The sequence below is a fragment of the Acidovorax sp. NPDC077693 genome, assembly GCF_044542805.1.
GTDB lineage: Bacteria > Pseudomonadota > Gammaproteobacteria > Burkholderiales > Burkholderiaceae_C > Acidovorax.
This window is the reverse complement of sequence record NZ_JBITVD010000012.1, coordinates 52,971-73,245: the sequence shown is the minus strand read 5'-3', so window position 1 is coordinate 73,245 and position 20,275 is coordinate 52,971. Positions and strand designations below refer to the sequence as shown.

General features: G+C 68.8%; 14 protein-coding genes. 11 read left to right on the top strand and 3 right to left on the bottom strand.

Annotation, left to right across the window (positions count from 1 at the left end; all coding sequences use genetic code 11):
• Positions 1 to 10 precede the first annotated feature (10 nt).
• Both ACIGHN_RS17785 and alaS read right to left on the bottom strand, forming a co-directional pair.
• Positions 11 to 2,998: an HD domain-containing phosphohydrolase gene (locus tag ACIGHN_RS17785; RefSeq protein WP_396505392.1), complete on the bottom strand. Its 2,988-nt coding sequence runs from the start codon at positions 2,996 to 2,998 to the stop codon at positions 11 to 13.
• 420 nt (positions 2,999 to 3,418) lie between these two features.
• Positions 3,419 to 6,046 carry an alanine--tRNA ligase gene (alaS, locus tag ACIGHN_RS17780; protein WP_396505391.1) on the bottom strand — a complete coding sequence of 876 codons (2,628 nt, stop codon included), beginning with the start codon at positions 6,044 to 6,046 and terminating at the stop codon, positions 3,419 to 3,421.
• Positions 6,047 to 6,391: 345 nt separating this feature from the next.
• On the opposite strand from alaS, the gene ACIGHN_RS17775 reads away from it, so the two are divergent.
• From ACIGHN_RS17775 to ACIGHN_RS17745, 7 genes are all read left to right on the top strand, one after another.
• Complete coding sequence (locus ACIGHN_RS17775) at positions 6,392 to 7,309, top strand: dihydrodipicolinate synthase family protein (RefSeq protein ID WP_396505390.1); 918 nt, start codon at positions 6,392 to 6,394, stop codon at positions 7,307 to 7,309.
• Positions 7,310 to 7,404: 95 nt separating this feature from the next.
• Complete coding sequence (locus ACIGHN_RS17770) at positions 7,405 to 8,553, top strand: branched-chain amino acid ABC transporter substrate-binding protein (RefSeq protein WP_396505389.1); 1,149 nt, start codon at positions 7,405 to 7,407, stop codon at positions 8,551 to 8,553.
• Between the two features lie 224 nt (positions 8,554 to 8,777).
• Positions 8,778 to 9,731 (top strand): 4-hydroxyproline epimerase, encoded by a 954-nt coding sequence (locus ACIGHN_RS17765; RefSeq protein ID WP_396505388.1) that lies wholly within the window; start codon positions 8,778 to 8,780, stop codon positions 9,729 to 9,731.
• Positions 9,732 to 9,906: 175 nt separating this feature from the next.
• A complete protein-coding gene (locus ACIGHN_RS17760; protein WP_396505387.1) occupies positions 9,907 to 11,028 on the top strand; it encodes an NAD(P)/FAD-dependent oxidoreductase in 1,122 nt (373 codons plus the stop codon).
• Positions 11,025 to 11,303 (top strand): 2Fe-2S iron-sulfur cluster-binding protein, encoded by a 279-nt coding sequence (locus ACIGHN_RS17755; RefSeq protein WP_056168687.1) that lies wholly within the window; start codon positions 11,025 to 11,027, stop codon positions 11,301 to 11,303. The genes ACIGHN_RS17760 and ACIGHN_RS17755 overlap by 4 nt, the downstream gene beginning before the upstream one ends.
• Positions 11,300 to 12,712, top strand: a complete 1,413-nt coding sequence (locus ACIGHN_RS17750) for an FAD-dependent oxidoreductase (RefSeq protein WP_396505386.1) — start codon at positions 11,300 to 11,302, stop codon at positions 12,710 to 12,712. Before ACIGHN_RS17755 ends, ACIGHN_RS17750 begins: the two co-directional genes overlap by 4 nt.
• Before the next feature lie 172 nt (positions 12,713 to 12,884).
• On the top strand, positions 12,885 to 13,559 hold the full coding sequence (locus ACIGHN_RS17745) for a GntR family transcriptional regulator (protein ID WP_396505385.1): 675 nt from the start codon (positions 12,885 to 12,887) through the stop codon (positions 13,557 to 13,559).
• 181 nt (positions 13,560 to 13,740) lie between these two features.
• Here the strand turns inward: ACIGHN_RS17745 and ACIGHN_RS17740 are convergent, their stop codons facing one another.
• Entirely contained in the window at positions 13,741 to 15,159 is a 1,419-nt protein-coding gene (locus ACIGHN_RS17740; protein WP_396505384.1) for a PLP-dependent aminotransferase family protein, read from the bottom strand.
• Positions 15,160 to 15,359: 200 nt separating this feature from the next.
• Between ACIGHN_RS17740 and gabT the strand changes: the two genes are divergently transcribed.
• From gabT to ACIGHN_RS17720, 4 genes are all read left to right on the top strand, one after another.
• Positions 15,360 to 16,652: a 4-aminobutyrate--2-oxoglutarate transaminase gene (gabT, locus tag ACIGHN_RS17735; protein ID WP_396505383.1), complete on the top strand. Its 1,293-nt coding sequence runs from the start codon at positions 15,360 to 15,362 to the stop codon at positions 16,650 to 16,652.
• Positions 16,653 to 16,696: 44 nt separating this feature from the next.
• Positions 16,697 to 17,800, top strand: coding sequence for an ABC transporter ATP-binding protein (locus ACIGHN_RS17730; RefSeq protein ID WP_396505503.1), 1,104 nt, complete (start codon positions 16,697 to 16,699; stop codon positions 17,798 to 17,800).
• 104 nt (positions 17,801 to 17,904) lie between these two features.
• On the top strand, positions 17,905 to 18,948 hold the full coding sequence (locus tag ACIGHN_RS17725; RefSeq protein ID WP_396505382.1) for an extracellular solute-binding protein: 1,044 nt from the start codon (positions 17,905 to 17,907) through the stop codon (positions 18,946 to 18,948).
• Between the two features lie 46 nt (positions 18,949 to 18,994).
• Complete coding sequence (locus ACIGHN_RS17720; RefSeq protein WP_396505381.1) at positions 18,995 to 20,260, top strand: ABC transporter permease; 1,266 nt, start codon at positions 18,995 to 18,997, stop codon at positions 20,258 to 20,260.
• Positions 20,261 to 20,275: the final 15 nt, after the last annotated feature.

Sequence of the window (20,275 nt, the reverse complement as noted above, 5' to 3'; positions counted from 1 at the left end):
TTTGCCACACTCACTCCAGCGACGCGAGGATCGCCTCCACATCCACTGCATCGCGCTGCGCCTCGGGCAGGAACTGCAGCGCATAGTCGCGCCACACGCCGCTTTGCAGGAAGAAGCGGAACACCTCCGGATCGATGTGCCGCTCGCGCACCATCTGGGCCATGATCTTGAGCGACTCGGACAGCGTCTTGGGAGGCTTGTAGGGCCTGTCGGCGGCGGTCAGCGCCTCGAAGATGTCGGCCAGCGTCATCACGCGGTCGGCCAGCGTGAGGTCGGCCGATGTCAAACGGCGAGGGTAGCCGGTGCCGTCGAGCTTTTCATGGTGCGACCCGGCAATGCTGGGCACGCGCGCCAGGTGCGGCGGAAACGGCAGGCCGCTGAGCATCACGATGGTCTGCACGATGTGGTCGTTGATCCTGAAACGGTCTTCCGCCGTGAGCGTGCCGCGCCGGATGGACAGGTTGTGCAGCTCGCCCAGGTGCGCCTGCTGCGCGGGTAGCGTCATGTCGAAGCCCCATCGGTTGGCCGGGTTGCCCGCCTCGACCGGCGGACGCCTCTCACCCCAGGGCACGATGTGCTCCGGCCGGTCGGCCAGCAAGGGCTCGTTCGCCGGCAGGGGCCGCACCGGCACCTTGGCCAGGCGCGCCGCCTCGGCCTTCGACAGGCCCAGCCGGTCGTCGAAATGGCGCTGCCACACCTGCCGCGCAATGGCTGCCAGGCGATGCACATCGGCGTCGTCCATGAACTCGCCACCCACGTTGCACCGGGCCACAAACGCAAACTCCTCCTGCAGCCGGTCGCGCCGCTGCAAGAGCTCGCGCTGCAGGCGCACCGGGTCCACGCCCGCCACCTGCTGCTTCCAATAGTCGAGCTCCGCATCGCGCCACAGCACCTCGAAGCGCATGCGCACCTCGTGGATGCGGTTGTGCAGGGTTTCGAGCTTGGTGGCCTTGTCAATGATGTGCTCAGGGCTCGTGACCTTGCCGCAGTCGTGCAGCCACGCCCCCAAGCGGAATTCATACCGCTCGGCATCGGTCATCGCCACATGGGCGAACGGCCCCTCGGTGGCATCGCACAGGCGCTGCATCAGCGATTCGGCCAACTGCGGCACACGGTCGCAGTGGCCGCCGGTGTAGGGGCTCTTGGCATCGATGGCATCGGCCATCAGGCGGATGACGGCGTCGAACAGCTTCTTTTGCCCCTCGATCAGGCTGCGCGTCTCGATGGCCACCGACAGCGTGCCCGAGAGCCTCTCCACAAACGCCCGAAAGTGCACGTCCTCTTGCCGCCCCTGCGTCACCCGGTAGCGCAGCACCAGCAAGCCCAGCGGCTGCCCGTCGCGCGTGCGCAGTTGCACCCGCAGCACGCGGTGGTGGCTGGCGGCCTCGGCATCGTCGTCTTCGTGCTCATCGCCGGGCTGCGGCTCGCCATGGTTGATGAAGTGGCCCATCGGCAGGTGGTCCGGGTAGCGCGACTGGTGGTCCGGGTCTTCGCAATAGCGGGCCGTGCGCAGCAACCCGGCGCGCTGCGGCTCCACCAGGTACACGGCCCCGGCGGTGCAGCTGGTGGCGCGCACCAGCTCGAACAGCACGCTCGACAGCATCAGGTCCAGCCGCGACTCGGCGCTGATGTGGTGGGTAATGTCCAGAAACTCCTGAATGGTCTCCGACATGCGGTCCATCACCTGGCCCAGCGCCCGCACCTCGCGCACGGGCGACCGGCGCACCGCCGCCCGGCGAAAGTCGAACCTTGCCAGCGCCTGGGCCTGAATGGCCAAGCCCGACAGGCTGCGCCCCACCCTGCGCCCGGCCAGCCACCCCAGCGGCAGCATGAGCGCAATCAAGCCCAGCGACAGCCAGACCTGGCGGCGCAGGTTGTCGTTCACGCCCGAGAGCAATTCCCGGGTCGGGATCGCCATCAGGACCTGCAGGCCCTGCCAGCGGGGCGAGGTGAGTGGCAGCACCTTGGCCAGCCACTCCTCGCCGTCGGCCATGAAGCGGTGCGACGGCCCGGCCTTGAGCCCCATCGCCTGGATGGCCTGCAGGCTGGGCACGCCCAGCGCGCTGAGCGTGCGCAGCTCCAGCCGGGGCGAGCCAGCGTCTTCGCTGCGCACCAGCACGCGGGCCATGTCGGGGTAGGCCAGCACGCGCAAATCGGGGTCCACCACGGCGATCTCGGTGCGCGGCATCAGGCGCAGGCTGCCGATCTCGGTGCCCAGGTCGGTCAGGGCCACGTCCAAGCCGAGTACCGCCCGCCCATCGTCGGTGGGCTGGCTCAGGGTCACGCCCACCTCCTGGGTGGTGAAGAACACATAGGGGGCCGTGAGCACCTGCGCCTTCTGCAGCGCTGCGTCGGCAAACCAGGGCCGGCTGCGCGGGTCGTACCGGTATTCGGGCCGCACGGCCGAATCGATCAGGCGCAGCTTCGCGTCGTAGTAGCTCCAGCGGCCCACGGTGCTGGCACCGCCGCGCTCCCGCGCCATCGACTGCAGCAGGTACGTCGCCTCGGCCGGGGCTTCCAGCCGTGCGCGCAGGGCCGCGTTGCGGATGGGGCGCAGCAGCAGAAACTGCCCGTCGGGGTAGCCGATGAACACGGCCGACAAAAGCTTGTTCTGCTCCAGCAGGCTGGCCAGCACCGGCAGGCGCAGCAGGCGTGCGGGCAAACTGGCGGCCGCAGCGATGGGGTCGAAAGCCAGCAGGCGGATGGTGGCGTCCGCAGGGTCCACGATGCGGTGCACCCGCTCGCTGATCAACTGGCTGATGTGCTGCGCGTTCTCGTCGGACGCATCGATCATCGCCTGCCGCGCGCTGGTGCCCACCTGGTAGACCAGCAGCGCCGTGAGCAGCAGCATGGCCAGCACCACGACCGAGGCGATGAGCACCTCGAAAGGGACGGTGATGCGGCGCCACCAGGGCAATGCGTCCGCCGCCGTGGCGGCGCGGGCCAGGCGCGCACCGGTGCCCGGCGACAGCGGCTGGGACGGGCGCGAGGAGTCCATCCGCCGCAATGTAGGGCGAAAGGCTGTAAGGCGTCACTTTCTTTTTGGCATGAAGGAGCGCCATGGCATGCGGCGAGATATCCCCCGTCGCCGTCAAACCCACGCAGCGACAGCGACCGCAGAAGTGGCAACCACGGTGAAGCGCGGCAGGGTGCCGTCGAGCGCGATCAAATTCGTCCGAACCCGCTCGTCGTCAGTAGGACGCGGCGCGATGCGGTCGGGCCCTGGCGAGCATCGGCCAGGCGCAAAAAAAGGGGCAGCGCCCCTTTTTCCGTGGTGTGCTCGGCCATCGCCTCAGCCCATCGTTACCGACGTCGCGACTTCTTTCGTTGCGCCTGCACCTGGAGCAGTCCCTCTGGACCGCCTGAACCACCTTCGCCAGACGTCAGCCCGGCAACATGGTGGTCCAGGGCCAGTCGATCAGCCCAGCTGCTGCGTCACCCAGCCCGTCACCGATGCCAGCGCTGCGGGCAGCTTGGACGCATCCGTGCCGCCCGCCATGGCCATGTCAGGCTTGCCGCCGCCCTTGCCGCCCACTTGCTGGGCCACGAAGTTGACCAGTTCGCCGGCCTTGAGCTTGCCGATGCTGTCGGACGTCACGCCCGCGGCGATCTGCACCTTGTCGCCGTCCACGGCCGCCAGCACGATGGCGGCGGTCTTGAGCTTGTCCTTGAGCTTGTCCATGGTGTCGCGCAGGGTCTTGGCATCGGCGCCCGGCAGCGCAGCGGCCAGGACCTTCAGGCCCTTGATCTCCACCGCCTGGTTCACCAACTCGTCGCCCTGGCTGGAGGCCAGCTTGCCCTTCAAGGCCGCCACTTCCTTCTCCAGCGCACGCACGTTGTCGAGCGCCTGGCCGATGCGGCCATTGAGCTCGGTCGCCGATGTCTTGAGCGTGCCGGCCGCCTGGTTGACGGTGCTTTCAAGCTGCTGCAGGTAGGCCAGCGCATTGGTGCCGGTCACGGCCTCGATGCGGCGCACGCCCGCGGCCACGCCGCCTTCGGCCACGACCTTGAACAGGCCGATGTCGCCCGTGCGCTGCACGTGGGTGCCGCCGCACAGCTCGCGGCTGGAGCCGATGTCCAGCACGCGCACGGTCTCGCCGTACTTCTCGCCGAACAGCATCATCGCGCCGGTCTTCTGGGCCGATTCGATGTCCATCACACGGGCCTGCGTGGGGTGGTTGGCCAGGATTTCCTCGTTCACCAGGCGCTCGATCTCGCGCACCTGCGCATCCGTCACCGGGGCGTTGTGTGCAAAGTCGAAGCGGGTGCGCTCGGCGTTCACCAGGCTGCCCTTTTGCTGCACGTGGCTGCCCAGCACTTCGCGCAGGGCCTTGTGCATGAGGTGGGTGGCCGAGTGGTTGCGCACCGTGGCGGCGCGCAGGGCCGTGTTCACCTCGGCCTGCACCGTGTCGCCCACGTTCAGCGTACCTTCTTCCAGAGTGCCGTGGTGGCCGTACACGTCGGCCTTCACCTTGAGCGTGTCGCCCACCGCAAAACGTGCCGAGCCGCTGGTGATGGTGCCTTCGTCACCCACCTGGCCGCCGCTTTCAGCGTAGAAGGGGGTGGTGTCGAGCACCACCACGCCGGTCTGGCCGGTCTTGAGGGCCGCGGTGCTGGTGCCGTCCACGTAGATGGCGACAATTTTTGCAGCTTCGGCCAGCTTGTCGTAGCCGGTGAACTGGTTGATGTCACCGGTGTACTCCAGCGCCTTGTCCATCTTGAACTTGCCGGCAGCGCGGGCCTGGGCCTTTTGCTTTTCCATGGCGGCCTTGAAGCCGGCCTCGTCCACTTCGACGTCACGCTCGCGGCACACGTCGTTGGTCAGGTCCAGCGGAAAGCCATAGGTGTCGTGCAGCTTGAAGGCCACGTCGCCGGGCAGCACCTTGGCGCCGCCGGCCAGGGCGGCGTCCAGGATTTCCATGCCGTTGGCCAGCGTCTCGAAGAAGCGCTCTTCCTCGGCCTTGAGCACTTCGGTGATGCGCTGCTCCTGCTCGCGCAGCTTGGGGTAGGCGTCGCCCATCAGGCGCACCAGGTCGGCCACCAGCTTGTGGAAGAAAGGCGTCTTCTTGCCCAGCTTGTAGCCGTGGCGGATGGCGCGGCGCACGATGCGGCGCTGCACGTAGCCGCGGCCTTCGTTGCTCGGGATAACGCCGTCGCTCACCAAAAAGGCGGTGGCGCGGATGTGGTCCGCGATCACGCGCAGGCTCTTGTTGTTCAGGTCGGCCACACCGGTCTCGCGGCCCGCGGCCTTGATCAGCGCGTCGAACAGGTCGATCTCGTAGTTGCTGTGCACGTGCTGCAGGATGGCGGCCAGGCGCTCCAGGCCCATGCCCGTGTCCACGCAGGGCGCGGGCAGCGGCGTGACCGAGCCGTCTTCGGCCATGTCGAACTGCATGAACACGTTGTTCCAGATCTCGATGAAGCGGTCGCCGTCTTCGTCGGGGCTGCCGGGAGGGCCGCCGGGGATGTGCGGGCCGTGGTCGTAGAAGATTTCCGAGCAGGGGCCGCAGGGGCCGGTGTCGGCCATCATCCAGAAGTTGTCGGACTTGTAGCGGCCGCCCTTGTTGTCGCCGATGCGGATCACGCGCTCGGGCGGCAGGCCGATTTCCTTGGTCCAGATGTCATAGGCCTCGTCGTCTTCCTGGTAGACGGTGGCCAGCAGGCGCTCCTTGGGCAGCTTGTAGACCTCGGTCAGCAGCTCCCAGGCCCACTTGAGCGACTCGCGCTTGAAGTAGTCGCCGAACGACCAGTTGCCCAGCATCTCGAAGAAGGTGTGGTGGCGGGCGGTGTAGCCCACGTTCTCCAGGTCGTTGTGCTTGCCGCCGGCCCGCAGGCAGGCCTGTACGGACACGGCCCGGTTGTACGGGCGCTTGTCGGTGCCCAGGAACACGTCCTTGAACTGCACCATGCCCGAGTTGGTGAACATCAGCGTGGGATCGTTGCCGGGCACCAGGGGGCTCGACGCCACGATGGTGTGGCCCTTGGAGGCAAAGAAGTCCAGGAAGGACTTGCGGATGTCTGCGACGGAAAAAGTGGGATTGCTCATGGTGTGTAGGAGTGGTTTCACACAGCAGGCCGCCCTGCAGGCCAATGCCTGCGGGCCGCCCATCGGGACCAACCTTTCATTATAGGTTTGCTCTCCCTGGGGGCCGTGGCTGGGCAGCGACAGGCGGGCGCTGTGTGCGGCCATGGTCGCAACCGCCCTCCGCACGCGACGATGGTTATGCGTCCGCACCGCCCCATTCACGGACTGCAAACGCCGGGCGCCCTGGTGCGGCCCGCCCTCCTCTGCTGGTAAAAATCCCGCTTGTGGATTTTAGATATGTTGTTAATATATTTATAAATCCACCGAAGCAGCAGCGCTTCACCCTCACCCCCCGAAGGAGCATCCGTGAATCCCCAACCCCGCTGGCAAGGCATCTTCCCCGCCATCACCACCAAGTTCCACGCCGACGAGTCCATCGACGCTGAGGGCACGGCCCGGCACATCGACTTTCAGATCCGCAACGGCATCCATGGCCTGGTGACCTGTGGCTCGCTGGGCGAAGCCAGCACGTTGAGCCTGGAAGAAAAACTGGAGGTCGCCAAGATCGCCCTGGACGCCGCCGACGGCCGCATCCCGGTGCTGGCCAACGTCTCCGAGACCAGCACCCGCGAGGCCCTGCGCTACATCGACGGTGCCAACAAGCTCGGCGTGGCCGGCTACATGGTCATGCCCTCGGTGATCTACGTCGCCGATGCGCGCGAGGCCATGGCCAACGTGCGTGCCATGGCGGGCGCCGCCCAGCGCCCCCTGATGGTCTACAACAACCCCGTGGCGTACCGCGTGGACCTCAAGCCCGAGCACATGGTCGAGCTGGCCGACTGCGAGTGGATCGCCGCCATCAAGGAAAGCACAGGCGACATCCGCCGCATCACCGACCTGCGCAACACCGTGGGCGACCGCTACCAGCTCTTTCTGGGCGTGGACGATCTGGCCTACGAAGGCCTGGCACTGGGCTGCGACGGCCTGCTGGCCGGCGTGGGCTGCGCCTTTCCGCGCGAAACCGTGGCGCTGTACGACCTGATGAAGGCCGGCAAGTTTGCCGAGGCGCTGCCGCTGTACCAGTGGATGACGCCCATGCTGCACCTCGATGTATCGAACAAGCTGGTGCAGAACCTCAAGCTCATCGACGCACTCGTCGGCGTCGGCACCGAGCACATGCGCCGCCCTCGCCTGCCGCTGGTGGGCGAAGAGCGCGCGTTCGTCGAAAGCGTGGTGAAGAAGGCGCTCGACACCCGGCCCACCCAGTACCAGTCCGTAGCCTGAGCAGGCCCGACCTGCCAGACCGCGCCGCCGGGCCGCACCGCCGGGTCACAGACGACAGCGGCCCTTTCATTCACCTCACCCACCCAAGGCTTCCCATGACACGTGCTTTCGGATTTCGCGCCCTGACCCCTGCCGCCATCGCCGCGCTGATGCTGGCTGGCCACGCCCACCACGCCAGCGCCCAGGAGCAGGTGGTGAAGATCGGCCACAGCGGCCCGCTCTCGGGCCCCAATGCCTTTGCAGGCAAGGACAACGAGAACGGCGTGCGTCTGGCCGTCGAGGAGCTCAATGCCAAAAAAATCACCGTCGAAGGCAAGGTGCTGAAGTTCGAGCTGGTGTCCGAGGACGATCAGTGCGACGCCCGCACCGGCGTCAGCGTGGCACAGAAGCTCGTGGACAGCGGCGTGAAGTTCGTCATGGGCCCGTACTGCTCGGGCGTGGCCATCCCGGCGTCGCGCGTGTACAGCGACGGCGGGGCCATGGTGTCCACCGTGGGCACCAACCCCAAAGTGACAGAGAGTGGCTACAAGAACCTGTTTCGCATCATCGCCAGCGACACGCAGATCGGCTCCAACATGGCCGTGTACGCCGCGCAGGTGATGAAGGTCAAGCAGGTGGCCGTCATCGACGACCGCACCGCCTTCGGCCAGGGCGTGGCCGACCAGTTCACCAAGGAGGCCAAGAAGCAGGGCCTGACCGTGGTGGGCCAGGAGTTCACCACCGACAAGTCCACGGACTTCCTGTCCATCCTCACCAGCCTCAAGGGCAAGCAGCCGCAGGCCATCTTCTTTGGCGGCTACGCACCGCAGGCCGCCCCGATGGCGCGGCAGATGAAGCAGCTGGGCCTGACCGCCAAGCTGCTGGGCGGCGACACGCTGTGCAGCCCCGAGGTGGGCAAGCTGGGTGGCGACGCCGTCAACGACACCGTGTTCTGCGCGCAGGGCGGCACCATGCTCGACAAGGCGGCCAACGGCCCCGCCTTCAAGGCCAAGTACAAGGCGCGCTTCAAGCTGGATGCCGACGCGTATGCGGCCTCCTACTACGACCAGGTGATGTTCATGGGCGAGTCGATGCAAAAGGCCAACTCCACCCAGCCCGCGAAGGTGGGCGCGCAGATGTACAGCGCCAGCTACCAGGGCGTGGCAGGCACCTACGCCTACGATGACAAGGGCAATCTGAAGCAGGCGCCCATCACGGTGCTGACCTTCCGCAACGCTGCGCCCTTTCCCTTGGCGAGTTATTGAAGCTGAAGCCCCCTTGACGAATCTTTGAAGCGCCCCGGGTACCCATTTCGTCAAAAATGCAAGAACCGTTCACGCTGAGCTTGTCGAAGCGCTGCGCAAGGCTTCAACAGGCTCAGCCCGAACGGTGTTGAATGATGGATGGAAAGCACATCCGCATCAGCTGCCGGCGGCGCCTTCCCCCGAATCGCCCAGACCATCTGCAACGCCCTGAACCACCTCACACCATGAAACGCATCCAGATCCTCGACTCCCACACCGGCGGCGAGCCCACGCGGCTTGTCGTCGGCGGCTTTCCCGACCTGGGTGCGGGCAGCATGACCGAGCGCCGCGCGCTGCTGGCCAGCCAGCACGATGCATGGCGGGCCGCCACGGTGCTGGAGCCGCGCGGCAACGATGTGATCGTGGGGGCGCTGCTCTGCGCGCCGCAGGACCCTGCCAACGCGGCGGGCGTGATCTTCTTCAACAACACCGGTTACCTCGGCATGTGCGGCCACGGCACCATCGGCCTCGTCGCGTCGCTGGCCTACCTGGGCCGCATCACGCCGGGCGAGCACCGCATCGAGACGCCCGTGGGCACCGTCACCACCACGCTGCACGACGACGGCTCGGTCAGCGTGCGCAACGTGCCGGCGTACCGCCTGCACCACCAGTTGGCCGTCGACGTGCCGGGCTATGGGCGCGTGGTGGGCGACGTGGCCTGGGGCGGCAACTGGTTCTTTCTGGTGGCGGACCACGGCCAGCGCGTGGCCAGCGACAACCTCGACGCCCTGACGGCCTACACCTTCGCAGTCCAGCAGGCATTGAAGGACCAGGGCATCCGCGGCGACAACGGCGGCGAGATCGACCACATCGAACTCTTTGCCGACGACGACCGCACCGATGAACCGGCCGACAGCCGCAACTTCGTGCTGTGCCCCGGCAAGGCCTACGACCGCTCGCCCTGCGGCACCGGCACCAGCGCCAAGGTGGCATGTCTCGCAGCCGACGGCAAGCTGCAGCCGGGCCAGGTGTGGCGGCAGGCCAGCATCATCGGCAGCGAGTTCGAGGCCAGCTACACGTTGGCCGTTGACGGCGGCGGCAAGGTCATCCCCACCCTGCGCGGCCGTGCCCACATGAGCGCCGAGGCCACGCTGCTCATCGAAGACAACGACCCCTTCGGCTGGGGCATCAAGCTGTGAAGGCCCCCGGTGTCGCTGCGCGCCTTCCCCCCAGGGGGACGACGGCCTTGGCTGCGGGGCGGCCCTTGCTGGCCGTCCACGCGCTCGGAGCGCGCCCTGTCCACCGGCAGTTGGCGACACGAAACGGCGTGAACACCTGCAATCCATCCCCCAGCGCACTGCGTACTCTCCTGCCATGCAGCACACCGATGTCCTCGTGATCGGCGCCGGCATCATCGGCGCGGCCTGTGCACACGCGCTGGTGCAGGCCGGGCTGTCGGTGCGCATCGTCGACGCGCGCCTGGGCGGCGCCACTGCGGCCGGCATGGGGCACCTGGTGCTGATGGACGACAACCCGGCGGAGCTCGCGCTCAGCCAGGCGTCGCTGAACCTCTGGCACACCTGGGCGCCGCGCATGGATGCGGGCTGCGCTTTCAGCGCCTGCGGCACGCTGTGGCTGGCCGCCAATGACGCCGAGCTGCAGGCCGCACAGGACAAGCGCGCCACGTTGCAGGCCCACGGCGTGGACTGCGAACTGCTGGACGCCGCCGGTCTGGCGCGCGCCGAGCCGGCACTGCGCCCCGGCATGGCCGGTGCGCTGCGCGTCGCTGCCGACAGCGTGGTCTACGCCCCACGCGCCGCGCAGTGGCTGCTGGACGACGCCGCCCTGCACGGCGGCCCTGGCCGTCTGTGCATCGAAGAGGCCGAGGTCGTGCACATCGACGGCCAGTGCGCCACGCTGCGGGACGGCAGCACGCGCCAGGCGGGCGCCATCGTGCTGGCCAGCGGCATCCACGCCGCCGCGCTGTGCCCCGGCCTGCCCCTGCGCCCCAAGAAGGGCCACCTGCTCATCACCGACCGCTACCCCGGCACCGTGCACCACCAGCTGGTGGAGCTGGGCTACATCACCAGCGCGCACCACAGCGACGGCACCTCGGTCGCCTTCAACGTGCAGCCGCGACCCACGGGGCAACTGCTGATCGGCTCGTCGCGCGAGTTCGACACCACCGACCCGGCGGTCAACGACGCCGTGCTGGCGCGCATGCTGCAGCGCGCGCTGGAGTACCTGCCGGGCCTGGCCGACCTGAACGCCATCCGCACCTGGACAGGCTTTCGCGCGGCCACGCCCGATGGCCTGCCCATCATCGGCGCGCACCCGCACCGCCCGCACCTCTGGCTGGCCGTGGGCCACGAGGGGCTGGGCGTGACCACCGCCCCGGCCACGGCGCAGCTGCTGGCTGCGCAGATCACGGGCACCCCGCTGCCGCTCGACGCTGCGCCCTTCGCAGCCCACCGTTTCGCATCGCTGCAGGCATGACCGACCCCGCCACCATCACCCTGTCGCTGGACGGCCATTCCGTGCAGGTGCGCCCCGGCACCACCGTGGCCGCGGCCCTGGCGCAAGCGCAGCCGCCGGGCGCCACGCGCCGCTCGGTGCGCGGCGAGGTGCGCGCTCCGCTGTGCGGCATGGGTATCTGCCACGAATGCCGCGTGCAGATCGACGGCGTGCGCCGCCTGGCCTGCCAGACGCTGTGCCGCGACGGCATGCAGGTGGCCACCGGCTTGCAGACCGCGAACAGCAGCCCACCATGACCACCGCCACTCCCACCGCATCCCCCGACGCCCCACCGTCCACCTGCGACCTGCTCATCGTGGGCGCAGGCCCTGCCGGGCTGGCCGCCGCGCTGGCGGCTGCGCCCAGCGGCGCACGCATCGTGCTGCTGGACGACAACCCTGCCCCCGGCGGCCAGATCTGGCGCGACGGCCCAGGCGTCACGCTGCCCCCCGCCGCCCGGCAGCAACGCAAAGCGCTGGAGCGCCACGCCCATGTGCAGCTGCGCTGCGGCACGCGCGTGGTGGGCCTGGCCGAGCAGACGGCGCGCAGCGCGGGCCTGCATGCGCTGTGGCTCGAAGACGCACAGGGCGGCTGGGTGCAGCACGCCCGCCAGATCATCCTGTGCACCGGCGCGCGCGAACTGCTGCTGCCCTTCCCCGGCTGGACGCTGCCGGGCGTGACCGGCGCCGGCGGCTTGCAGGCCCTCATCAAGGGCGGCCTGCCGGTGGCCGGCCAGCGCATCGTGGTGGCGGGCAGCGGCCCGCTGCTGCTGGCGGCTGCGCACACCGCCCGGCAGGCCGGCGCGCAGGTCGTCACCGTCGCTGAACAAGCCCCCTGGACTGCGCTGGCCCGATTCGGTGCCAGCCTGGCGCGCTGGCCGGGCAAGGCTGTACAGGCCGCAGCCTTGCTGCCCGCGGTGTACCGCGCCGGCAGCCATGTGGTGCGTGCCCATGGCGCCCACAGCCCACACGGCGCGGTGCAGTCGGTCACGCTCCACCAGGGCGGGCAGGAGCGCGAGATCGCCTGCGACCGCCTGGCCTGCGGCTTTGGCCTGGTGCCCAACACCGAACTCGGCCAGATGCTCGGCGGGCGCGTGGGCAAGCGCCAGGGCCTGGCGGTCGATGCGGACCAGCGGCTGCTGCGCGGTGGCGCCGCCCACGGCCCCGGCGAACCACACCCCGCCGACGCTGTGCCCGGCCTGCTGGCCGCGGGGGAGTGCACCGGCTTTGGCGGCAGCGAGCGCTCGCGCGCCGAAGGTGCCATTGCCGGCCACATCGCCGTGGGCGATATCGCCGCGGCCCGCGCTCTGCACGCCGAGCGCGCCCGCTGGCATGCCTTTGCGGACGCGCTGCACCGGCACTTTGCGCTGCAGCCCGCGCTGCGCCGGCTGGCCGAGCCGGACACGCTGGTGTGCCGCTGCGAAGACGTGCGCTACGCCGACCTCGCCCAGCGCTCCGGCTGGATCGACGCCAAGCTGCACACCCGCTGCGGCATGGGCGCCTGCCAGGGCCGCATCTGCGGCGCAGCCACGCACCACCTGCTGGGGTGGACGCCCGCCCCGCCGCGCCACCTGCTGGCGCCCGTGCGCATCGGCACGCTGGCCGCTGTGGCCGCTGCGGCCGCAAGCAGCAGCCGTGCCGACGAGGTCCCGCGGCACACCGGTTGACGAGGCGCCACCACGTGGCGGCAGGCCCCCTTTCGCGCCGGCACTGCCACGGCGCAACATCAGCCGCCCCGCGCGCGCACGCGCTGCTTGCCGTGGCGCCCGCGGGGTCATACCCTGAGGCCACTAAGATTCCGCTCCAAACACAACACCTACAACACCGGACACGCCCTCCATGACCACCCGCAGCGCCCCCACCCAGCGAGACCCGGCCCTCAAGCGGCGCGCGGCCGACGTGGCCTACGACGCCATCGAGACCATGATCTCCACGCTGCAACTGCTGCCCGGCTCACCGGTGGTCGAGGCCGAGATCGTGGAACGCACCGGCCTGGGCCGCACCCCCGTGCGCGAGGCGCTGCTGCGCATGGTGTCCATCGGGCTGATCGCGCAGCAGCCCCGGCGCGGGCTGCTGGTGTCGCACATCGACCTGGCGGACCATCTGGACGTGATCCAGACCCGCCGTGTGCTGGAACGCCTGATCGCCGCCTGCGCCGCGCGCCGCGCCACGGCGCCGCAGCGCCAGGCCATCGTGCAGTGCGCCGAGAAAATGGTGGATGCCGCGGCGCGCGGCCACCTGGACGACTACATGCAGGCCGACCACGCGCTGGACGTGGTCGTGCACCAGGCCTGCCAGAACCATTCCGCCGTCAAAAGCGTGCAGCCGCTCATCGTGCAGTGCCGGCGGTTCTGGTACGCCTACCAGCACGAGGGCGAGGTGTCCGAAGGTGCCCGGGCCCACATGCACCTGGCGCAGGGCATCGCCAGCGGTGACGAGGCGCACGCCGTGGCCGGTGCCGAACAGTTGCTCGACTACCTGGAGCGGTTTGCGCGGCACATCATCGACCGGTGATGAGAAAGTGCCGATGTCCCGATGGCGCGACGGGCCTGCGGGCCGGCGGGCCGACGTGGCACACAGCCGGCGACGCGCGGCAGGAAAAGCTATCATTTTTATAGCTGCCAGCGCTTGACCATCAAGCGGTAGCGGCCAAAAACATTCAAAAGAACAGGCAGGTAGCCCGCGCTGCCCGCCCCTAATCGCCCACCTGCTGCCCGGCCGCGATGCGCTGCTCCAGAAAGCGCCACAGGCGCTCGTCCTGGCTGAACGACACGTTGAAGCGCAGCCAGCCCGTGGGGCGTGGCTCCACCAGGAACAGCTGGCCGGGGCCGAGCATGATGCCCGCGCCCGTGGCTTCCTTCGACAGCTCCGCGCTGTCGGGCAGGTCGGGGTGCCGCGCCCACAGGTACATGCCGGCCTCGGGCTCGTGGAACAGCTCGAAGCCCAGGCTCAGCAAACGCCGCCCCACGCTGCGGTGCGCCTCGGCCAAACGCTCGCGCAAGGACTTCAGGTGCTTGCGCCAGCGGCCGTCGGTGACCACGCCGAAGGTCACGCGCTCGGTGATCTCGGACGAGGTCAGGCCCGAGATCATCTTGATCTGCACCAGCTCGTCCAGCAGGTCGCGCCGCGCGGCCACATAGCCCGTGCGCAGGTTGGGCGAAATGGTCTTCGAAAAACTCCCGATGTAGATCACGCGGTTGAGCTGGTCCAGGCTCGCCAGCGACGGGCGCACGCCCGTGTCCATGTCGGCATAGATGTCGTTTTCGACCAGCAGGAATCCGTGCTGCTCGGCCAGTTGCAGCAGCCTATGCAGGTGCGCCACCGACGCCACCGAACAGGTGGGGCTTTGCAGCCGTGGCTGGGTGAAGTAGGCCGTGGGCTTGTGCTCGGCGAGCAGCGCCTCCAGCGCCGGCAGGTCGTAGCCGGCCGCCGTGCGCGGCACGCCCACCAGTTGCGCGCCTGCAAAGCGCAGCATGAACAGCAGGTTGGGGTAGCCCGGGTCGTCCACCAGCACCACGTCGCCGGGCTTCACGATCCGCCGCGCGATCAGGTCCAGCGCCTGGCTGGAGCCCTGCGTGAGCAGCACCTGGTCCGCATCCACTGCCAGGTGGTGCTCGGCCAGCGACTCGGCCACCACCATGCGCAGCGCCATGTGGCCATGCGGCAGGCCGTAGCCGTCGAGCTCCGGCCCGTCGGCCGACAGCTGGCGCATGCTGCGCCGCACCGCGTCGCCGAACAGCCAGTCGTGCGGCAGCCAGCCGCAGCCGGGTTTCATCGGCAGGTTGCGGTTTTCAAAAATTTGTTTGAGGTACCAGCGTGCATCGAAACGGGGCACCGGCCGCGCCAGTGCCCCAGCGCTGGGCGCGGCGCCGTCGTTGTCGCGCCGCTTCACGAAGAAGCCCGCATTCGCCCGCGAGACCAGCCAGCCCTGCGCGACCAGGCGGTCGTAGGCCTCGACCACGGTGAACACGCTCACGCCGTGGGCGGCCGCAAAAGCGCGGATGGAGGGGAGCTTGCTGCCTGGCTTGAGCACCTGCCCCGTGATGAGCCCCCGCAGGCCGTCGACGATTTGGCTGACCAGGGGGGTCTGGAGATCCGGGCTGAGAGTGAGCATCAAGAGGGCCAAAAAGGGGGCGAATTGTGCACCGTCCTGGCGCACACCAGATCAGGGATTGCCTGTACAGGATTCTAGACCTGCACAGTGCGCGCCCGGCAGCGCTGCGGTGTACATGGACGGTCCGCGGCGCGGCTTCCAGAATTCGCCGCATTCCTTCCTTCATCCATTCATTGCCTCGTTCACACCACGCCACCGCCATGCAGCAAGACCGCCACTTCACCAACGCCGCCCTCCTCGCCCGCCGCCATGCCGCCGTGGCACGGGGCGTGGGCCAGGCCCACGAACTCTTCGTCCAGAAGGCCCGCAACGCCGAGCTGTGGGACGTGGAGGGCCGCCGCTTCATCGACTTCGCCGGCGGCATCGCGGTGCTCAACACCGGCCACCTGCATGCGGGCGTGATCGACGCCGTGAAGGCCCAGCTGGATCTGTACACCCACACCTGCTTCCAGGTCGTGGCGTACGAGCCCTACGTGGAAGTGGCCGAGCGCCTGAACACGCTGGCCCCCGGTGCCTTCCCCAAGAAGAGCCTGCTCTTGACCACCGGCGCCGAAGCGGTGGAGAACGCCGTGAAGATCGCCCGCGCCTACACCCAGCGCCCCGGCGTCATCGCCTTCACCGGCGGCTACCACGGCCGCACCAACCTCACGCTGGGCCTCACGGGCAAGGTCGTGCCGTACAAGACGGGCTTCGGGCCCTTCCCCGGCGAGGTGTACCACGCCCTGTTCCCCAACGCGCTGCACGGCGTGGGCGTGGAGCAGGCGCTGCAGTCGGTGGAGCTGATCTTCAAGAACGACGTGGAGCCCGAGCGCGTGGCGGCGTTCATCGTAGAGCCCGTGCAGGGCGAAGGCGGCTTCTACGTGGCGCCGCCCGAGTTCATCGCCGGCCTGAAGGCGCTGGCCGACCGCCACGGCATCCTGCTCATTGCCGACGAAGTACAGACCGGCGCGGGCCGCACCGGCACCTGGTTCGCTTGCGAGCAGTGGCCCGTGGCGCCGGACCTCATCACCACCGCCAAGTCCCTGGCAGGCGGCTTTCCGCTGGCCGGCGTGGTAGGCCGGGCCGATGTGATGGACGCCCCCGCCCCCGGCGGCCTGGGCGGCACCTATGCGGGCAGCCCCGTGGCCTGCGCCGCGGCGCTGGCCGTGATCGCGGCGTTCGAGAAAGAGCAGCTCCTGGCCCGCAGCCAGGACATGGGCGCTCTGCTGGTGCGCAGCCTCAAGGACCTGGCGGTAAAGGTGCCGGCCATCGGCGACGTGCGCGGCCTGGGCGCCATGGTCGCCATTGAGCTGTTCGAAGCCGGGGACGTGCACCTCCCCGACGCAGCACTGACGAAGAAGGTGGTGGCCGAGGCCGCGCGGCGCGGGCTCATCCTGCTGTCGTGCGGCACCTACAGCAACGTGATCCGCATCCTGGTGCCGCTCACCGCCTCCAACGAACTGCTGGACGAAGGCCTGGCCATCCTCGCGGCCAGCTTCGCCGCCGTGGGCTGAGCCCCGGATTTTCATCTGCCCGCATTCAACCCATGGCCACCACGATGACCCCTGCAGAACCCCTGGTCCGCTTCAGCGGCGTGCAAAAGACCTACGACGGCGAACAACTGGTCGTGCGCGCGCTGGACCTGGACATCGAGCGCGGCGAGTTCCTGAGCCTGCTGGGGCCCTCGGGCTCGGGCAAGACCACCACGCTGATGATGCTGGCGGGGTTCGAGTCGCCCACGGCCGGCGACATCCTGCTGGACGGCAAGCAGATCACCCGCACCCCGCCGCACAAGCGCAACTTCGGCATGGTGTTCCAGAACTACGCGCTGTTCCCGCACCTCACGGTGGGCCAGAACGTGGCCTACCCGCTCACGGTGCGCAAGGTGCCCAAGGCCGAGCAGGCCACGCGCGTGAAGAAAGCGCTGGACATGGTGCGCCTGGCGGGCATGGCCGACCGCCTGCCCACGCGCCTGTCGGGCGGGCAGCAGCAGCGCGTGGCCCTGGCGCGCGCGCTGGTGTTCAACCCCGAGCTGGTGCTGATGGACGAACCTCTGGGCGCGCTGGACAAGCAGCTGCGCGAGCACATGCAGATCGAGCTGAAAGAGCTGCACCGCCAGCTGGGCGTGACCTTTGTCTACGTGACGCACGACCAGGGCGAGGCGCTGACGATGAGCGACCGCGTGGCCGTGTTCAACGAAGGCGTGATCCAGCAACTGGCCGATGTGGAAACGCTGTACGAGGCGCCGTCCAACCGCTTCGTGGCCGGTTTCGTGGGCGACAGCACGGTGCTGACCGGCACGCTGCACGGCGCGGGCGGCGACGATGCCGCCATCCAGCTGCCCGGCGGCCATCTGCTGCCGGGCCGGAACGTGAACCACAGCGCACGCGGCGCCCGCGTGCAGGCCTGCGTGCGGCCCGAGCGCATCGTGCTGCACCCGCACACCGCCTACCCGAAGGTGTCGGCCGTGCCGGCCACGGTGGCCCGCACCATCTACCACGGCGACCACCTTCGCCTCATCTGCGACATGGGCCACGGCCAGGAGCAGGCCACCGTCAAGCGCGCGCTGGCCCAGGTGTCCGACGCCTTCCCGCCGCCACAGCCCGGCGATGCCGTGCTGCTGGAGTTTCCGCCCGAGGCCACGCGCATCTACGCGGCCTGAGCCGCAGGCCGGCCATCCACCACCACCCGTTTCGTTTCTGTTCTCGATTCCCGTCCCGTTCGCCGTCCCCCTTTCCCCTCTCACCACCCAAGGAAAACTGCACCATGAAAAACAAGAGCCTGATCGCCCTCGCATCCCTGGCCGCCTGCCTGGCACTGCCCGGCCTTGCGCAGCAGCCAGCCACGCCACTGACCGTCGTGAACTTCGGCGGCGCCAATGCCAACGCCCAGAAGAAGGCGTTCTACGAACCCTATGAAAAGGCCGGCAACAAGATCGTCGCCGTGGAATACAACGGCGAGCAGGCCAAGGTCAAGGCCATGGTGGAGGCCAAGAAGGTCACCTGGGACGTGGTCGAGGTCGAGTCGCCCGACGCTGCGCGCGGCTGCGACGAGGGCCTGTACGAAAAGCTCGACTACAGCAAGATCGTGGACAAGTCGGTGCTGCTGCCCGCCGCCGTGAACGAATGCGCCGTGGGCATCTTCGTGTGGTCCACCGTCATGGCCTACAACGGCGACAAGCTCAAGACCGCCCCCACGAGCTGGGCCGACTTCTGGGACACCAAGAAGATCCCCGGCAAGCGCGGCATGCGCAAGGGCGCGCGCTACAACCTCGAATTCGCACTGCTGGCCGACGGCGTCAAGCCCGCCGACGTCTACAAGGTGCTGGCCACCAAGGACGGCGCAGACCGCGCCTTCAGGAAGCTGACCGAGCTCAAGCCCCACATCCAGTGGTGGGAAGCCGGCGCCCAGGCGCCGCAGTTCCTGGTGGCCGGCGACGTGGTGCTGACCACCGTGTTCAACGGCCGCATCGACGCAGCCAACCGCGAAGGCCGCAACCTCAAGATCTACTGGCCCGGCGGCATCTACGACCTGGACTACTGGGCCATCCCCAAGGGCACGCCCAACAAGGATGCGGCGGTGAAGTTCATCGCCTTCACCCTGCAGACCGCCAACCAGGCCGCCTACGCGCAGAACATCGCCTACGGCCCGGCCAACACCACGGCCCTGGCCAAGCTGGACAAGAAGGTGCTGGACGACCTGCCCACGTCGGCCGCCAACGCCAAGGAGGCCCTGCAGTTCGGCGTGGCCTTCTGGTCGGACCAGGGCGAGGCACTGGAAAAGCGCTTCGCCGCCTGGGCCACGCAGTAAATCGATCGCCACGCAACGAACGCCCCAGCGCAAACAAAGCCCTGCCATGCACGCTACTGCTGCCGCCGTCCCACTCGCCACTACCCCCAGCGCGCCGCCCGCGGGCACCCTGCGCCAGGCCCTGTCGCGCGCCGAGGCGCGGCGCAAGTGGCGGGCCTTCGCCCTCACGCTGCCGCTGCTGGTGTTTTTGCTGCTCACGCTGCTGGTGCCCATTGCGGCGCTGCTGCAGCGCGGGGTGGAAAACCCCGAGGTGGCCAATGCCCTGCCCACCACCGTGCAGGCGCTGCATGGCTGGGACCGGCAAGCGGCCCCCGGGCCCGCCGCCTATGCCGCGCTGATGAGCGACCTGGCGCGGTTGCCCGACAGCTCGGACGCAGGCGCGCTGGCGCGCCGGCTCAATTCGGACATGCCGGGTGCGCGGTCGCTGGTGATGGGCGCCTTCCGTGCGCTGCCGATGCAGGGCACGCCCGATGCCGTGCGCGAACAGCTCATCGCCAAGGACGCACGCTGGGGCGAGCCGTTGCTGTGGCGCGCCATCGCCAAGAACGGCGCACGCTGGACGCCGGACTACCTGCTCGCCTCCGTCGACCTGCAGCGCGACGCGCTGGGCCACATCGAACGCATGCCAGAGGAGCAGCGCGCGTTCGGCGGCATCCTGCTGCGCACCTTCCACATCAGCCTGGTGGTCACGCTGGTGTGCCTGCTGCTGGGCTACCCGCTGGCCTGGTGGCTCGCCCAGTTGCCTGCGCGCCAGGCCAACGTGCTGATGATCCTGGTGCTGGTGCCGTTCTGGACGTCCATCCTTGTGCGGGTGGCGGCGTGGATCGTGCTGCTGCAGTCCGAAGGGCTGGTCAACCGCGGACTGATGGGCCTGGGCATCATCGAGCAGCCACTGGCGCTGCTGTTCAACCGCACGGGGGTGGTGATCGCCATGGTGCACATCCTGCTGCCTTTCATCATCCTGCCGCTGTACAGCGTGATGAAGAGCGTGCCGCCCACCTACCTGCGCGCGGCCGTGTCGCTGGGCAGCGCGCCGCTGGCCGCGTTCTTTCGGGTGTATGTGCCGCAGACCTACCCGGGCATCGGCGCCGGGGTGCTGCTGGTGTTCATCCTGGCCATCGGCTACTACGTCACGCCCGCGCTGCTGGGCGGTGCGGACGACCAGATGCTCAGCTACTACATCGCCCGCTACACCAACGTGGAGGTGAACTGGGGCATGGCCTGCGCGCTGGGCGCCCTGCTGCTGGCTGCAACACTCGTGCTCTACGGCGTCTACCGACGGTTCGGCAAGGCCGAATTGAGCCTGGGATGACCTCCACCTTCTGAC

What these genes read in the sequence shown, in the direction of transcription:
- ACIGHN_RS17720 (WP_396505381.1), top strand. Translation starts at nt 18,995, where the DNA reads ATGCACGCTACTGCTGCCGCCGTCCCACTCGCCACTACCCCCAGCGCG.
- ACIGHN_RS17730 (WP_396505503.1), top strand. Translation starts at nt 16,697, where the DNA reads ATGACCCCTGCAGAACCCCTGGTCCGCTTCAGCGGCGTGCAAAAGACC.
- ACIGHN_RS17725 (WP_396505382.1), top strand. Translation starts at nt 17,905, where the DNA reads ATGAAAAACAAGAGCCTGATCGCCCTCGCATCCCTGGCCGCCTGCCTG.
- alaS (WP_396505391.1), bottom strand. Translation starts at nt 6,046, where the DNA reads ATGAGCAATCCCACTTTTTCCGTCGCAGACATCCGCAAGTCCTTCCTG.
- ACIGHN_RS17785 (WP_396505392.1), bottom strand. Translation starts at nt 2,998, where the DNA reads ATGGACTCCTCGCGCCCGTCCCAGCCGCTGTCGCCGGGCACCGGTGCG.
- gabT (WP_396505383.1), top strand. Translation starts at nt 15,360, where the DNA reads ATGCAGCAAGACCGCCACTTCACCAACGCCGCCCTCCTCGCCCGCCGC.
- ACIGHN_RS17740 (WP_396505384.1), bottom strand. Translation starts at nt 15,159, where the DNA reads ATGCTCACTCTCAGCCCGGATCTCCAGACCCCCCTGGTCAGCCAAATC.
- ACIGHN_RS17755 (WP_056168687.1), top strand. Translation starts at nt 11,025, where the DNA reads ATGACCGACCCCGCCACCATCACCCTGTCGCTGGACGGCCATTCCGTG.
- ACIGHN_RS17745 (WP_396505385.1), top strand. Translation starts at nt 12,885, where the DNA reads ATGACCACCCGCAGCGCCCCCACCCAGCGAGACCCGGCCCTCAAGCGG.
- ACIGHN_RS17765 (WP_396505388.1), top strand. Translation starts at nt 8,778, where the DNA reads ATGAAACGCATCCAGATCCTCGACTCCCACACCGGCGGCGAGCCCACG.
- ACIGHN_RS17770 (WP_396505389.1), top strand. Translation starts at nt 7,405, where the DNA reads ATGACACGTGCTTTCGGATTTCGCGCCCTGACCCCTGCCGCCATCGCC.
- ACIGHN_RS17750 (WP_396505386.1), top strand. Translation starts at nt 11,300, where the DNA reads ATGACCACCGCCACTCCCACCGCATCCCCCGACGCCCCACCGTCCACC.
- ACIGHN_RS17760 (WP_396505387.1), top strand. Translation starts at nt 9,907, where the DNA reads ATGCAGCACACCGATGTCCTCGTGATCGGCGCCGGCATCATCGGCGCG.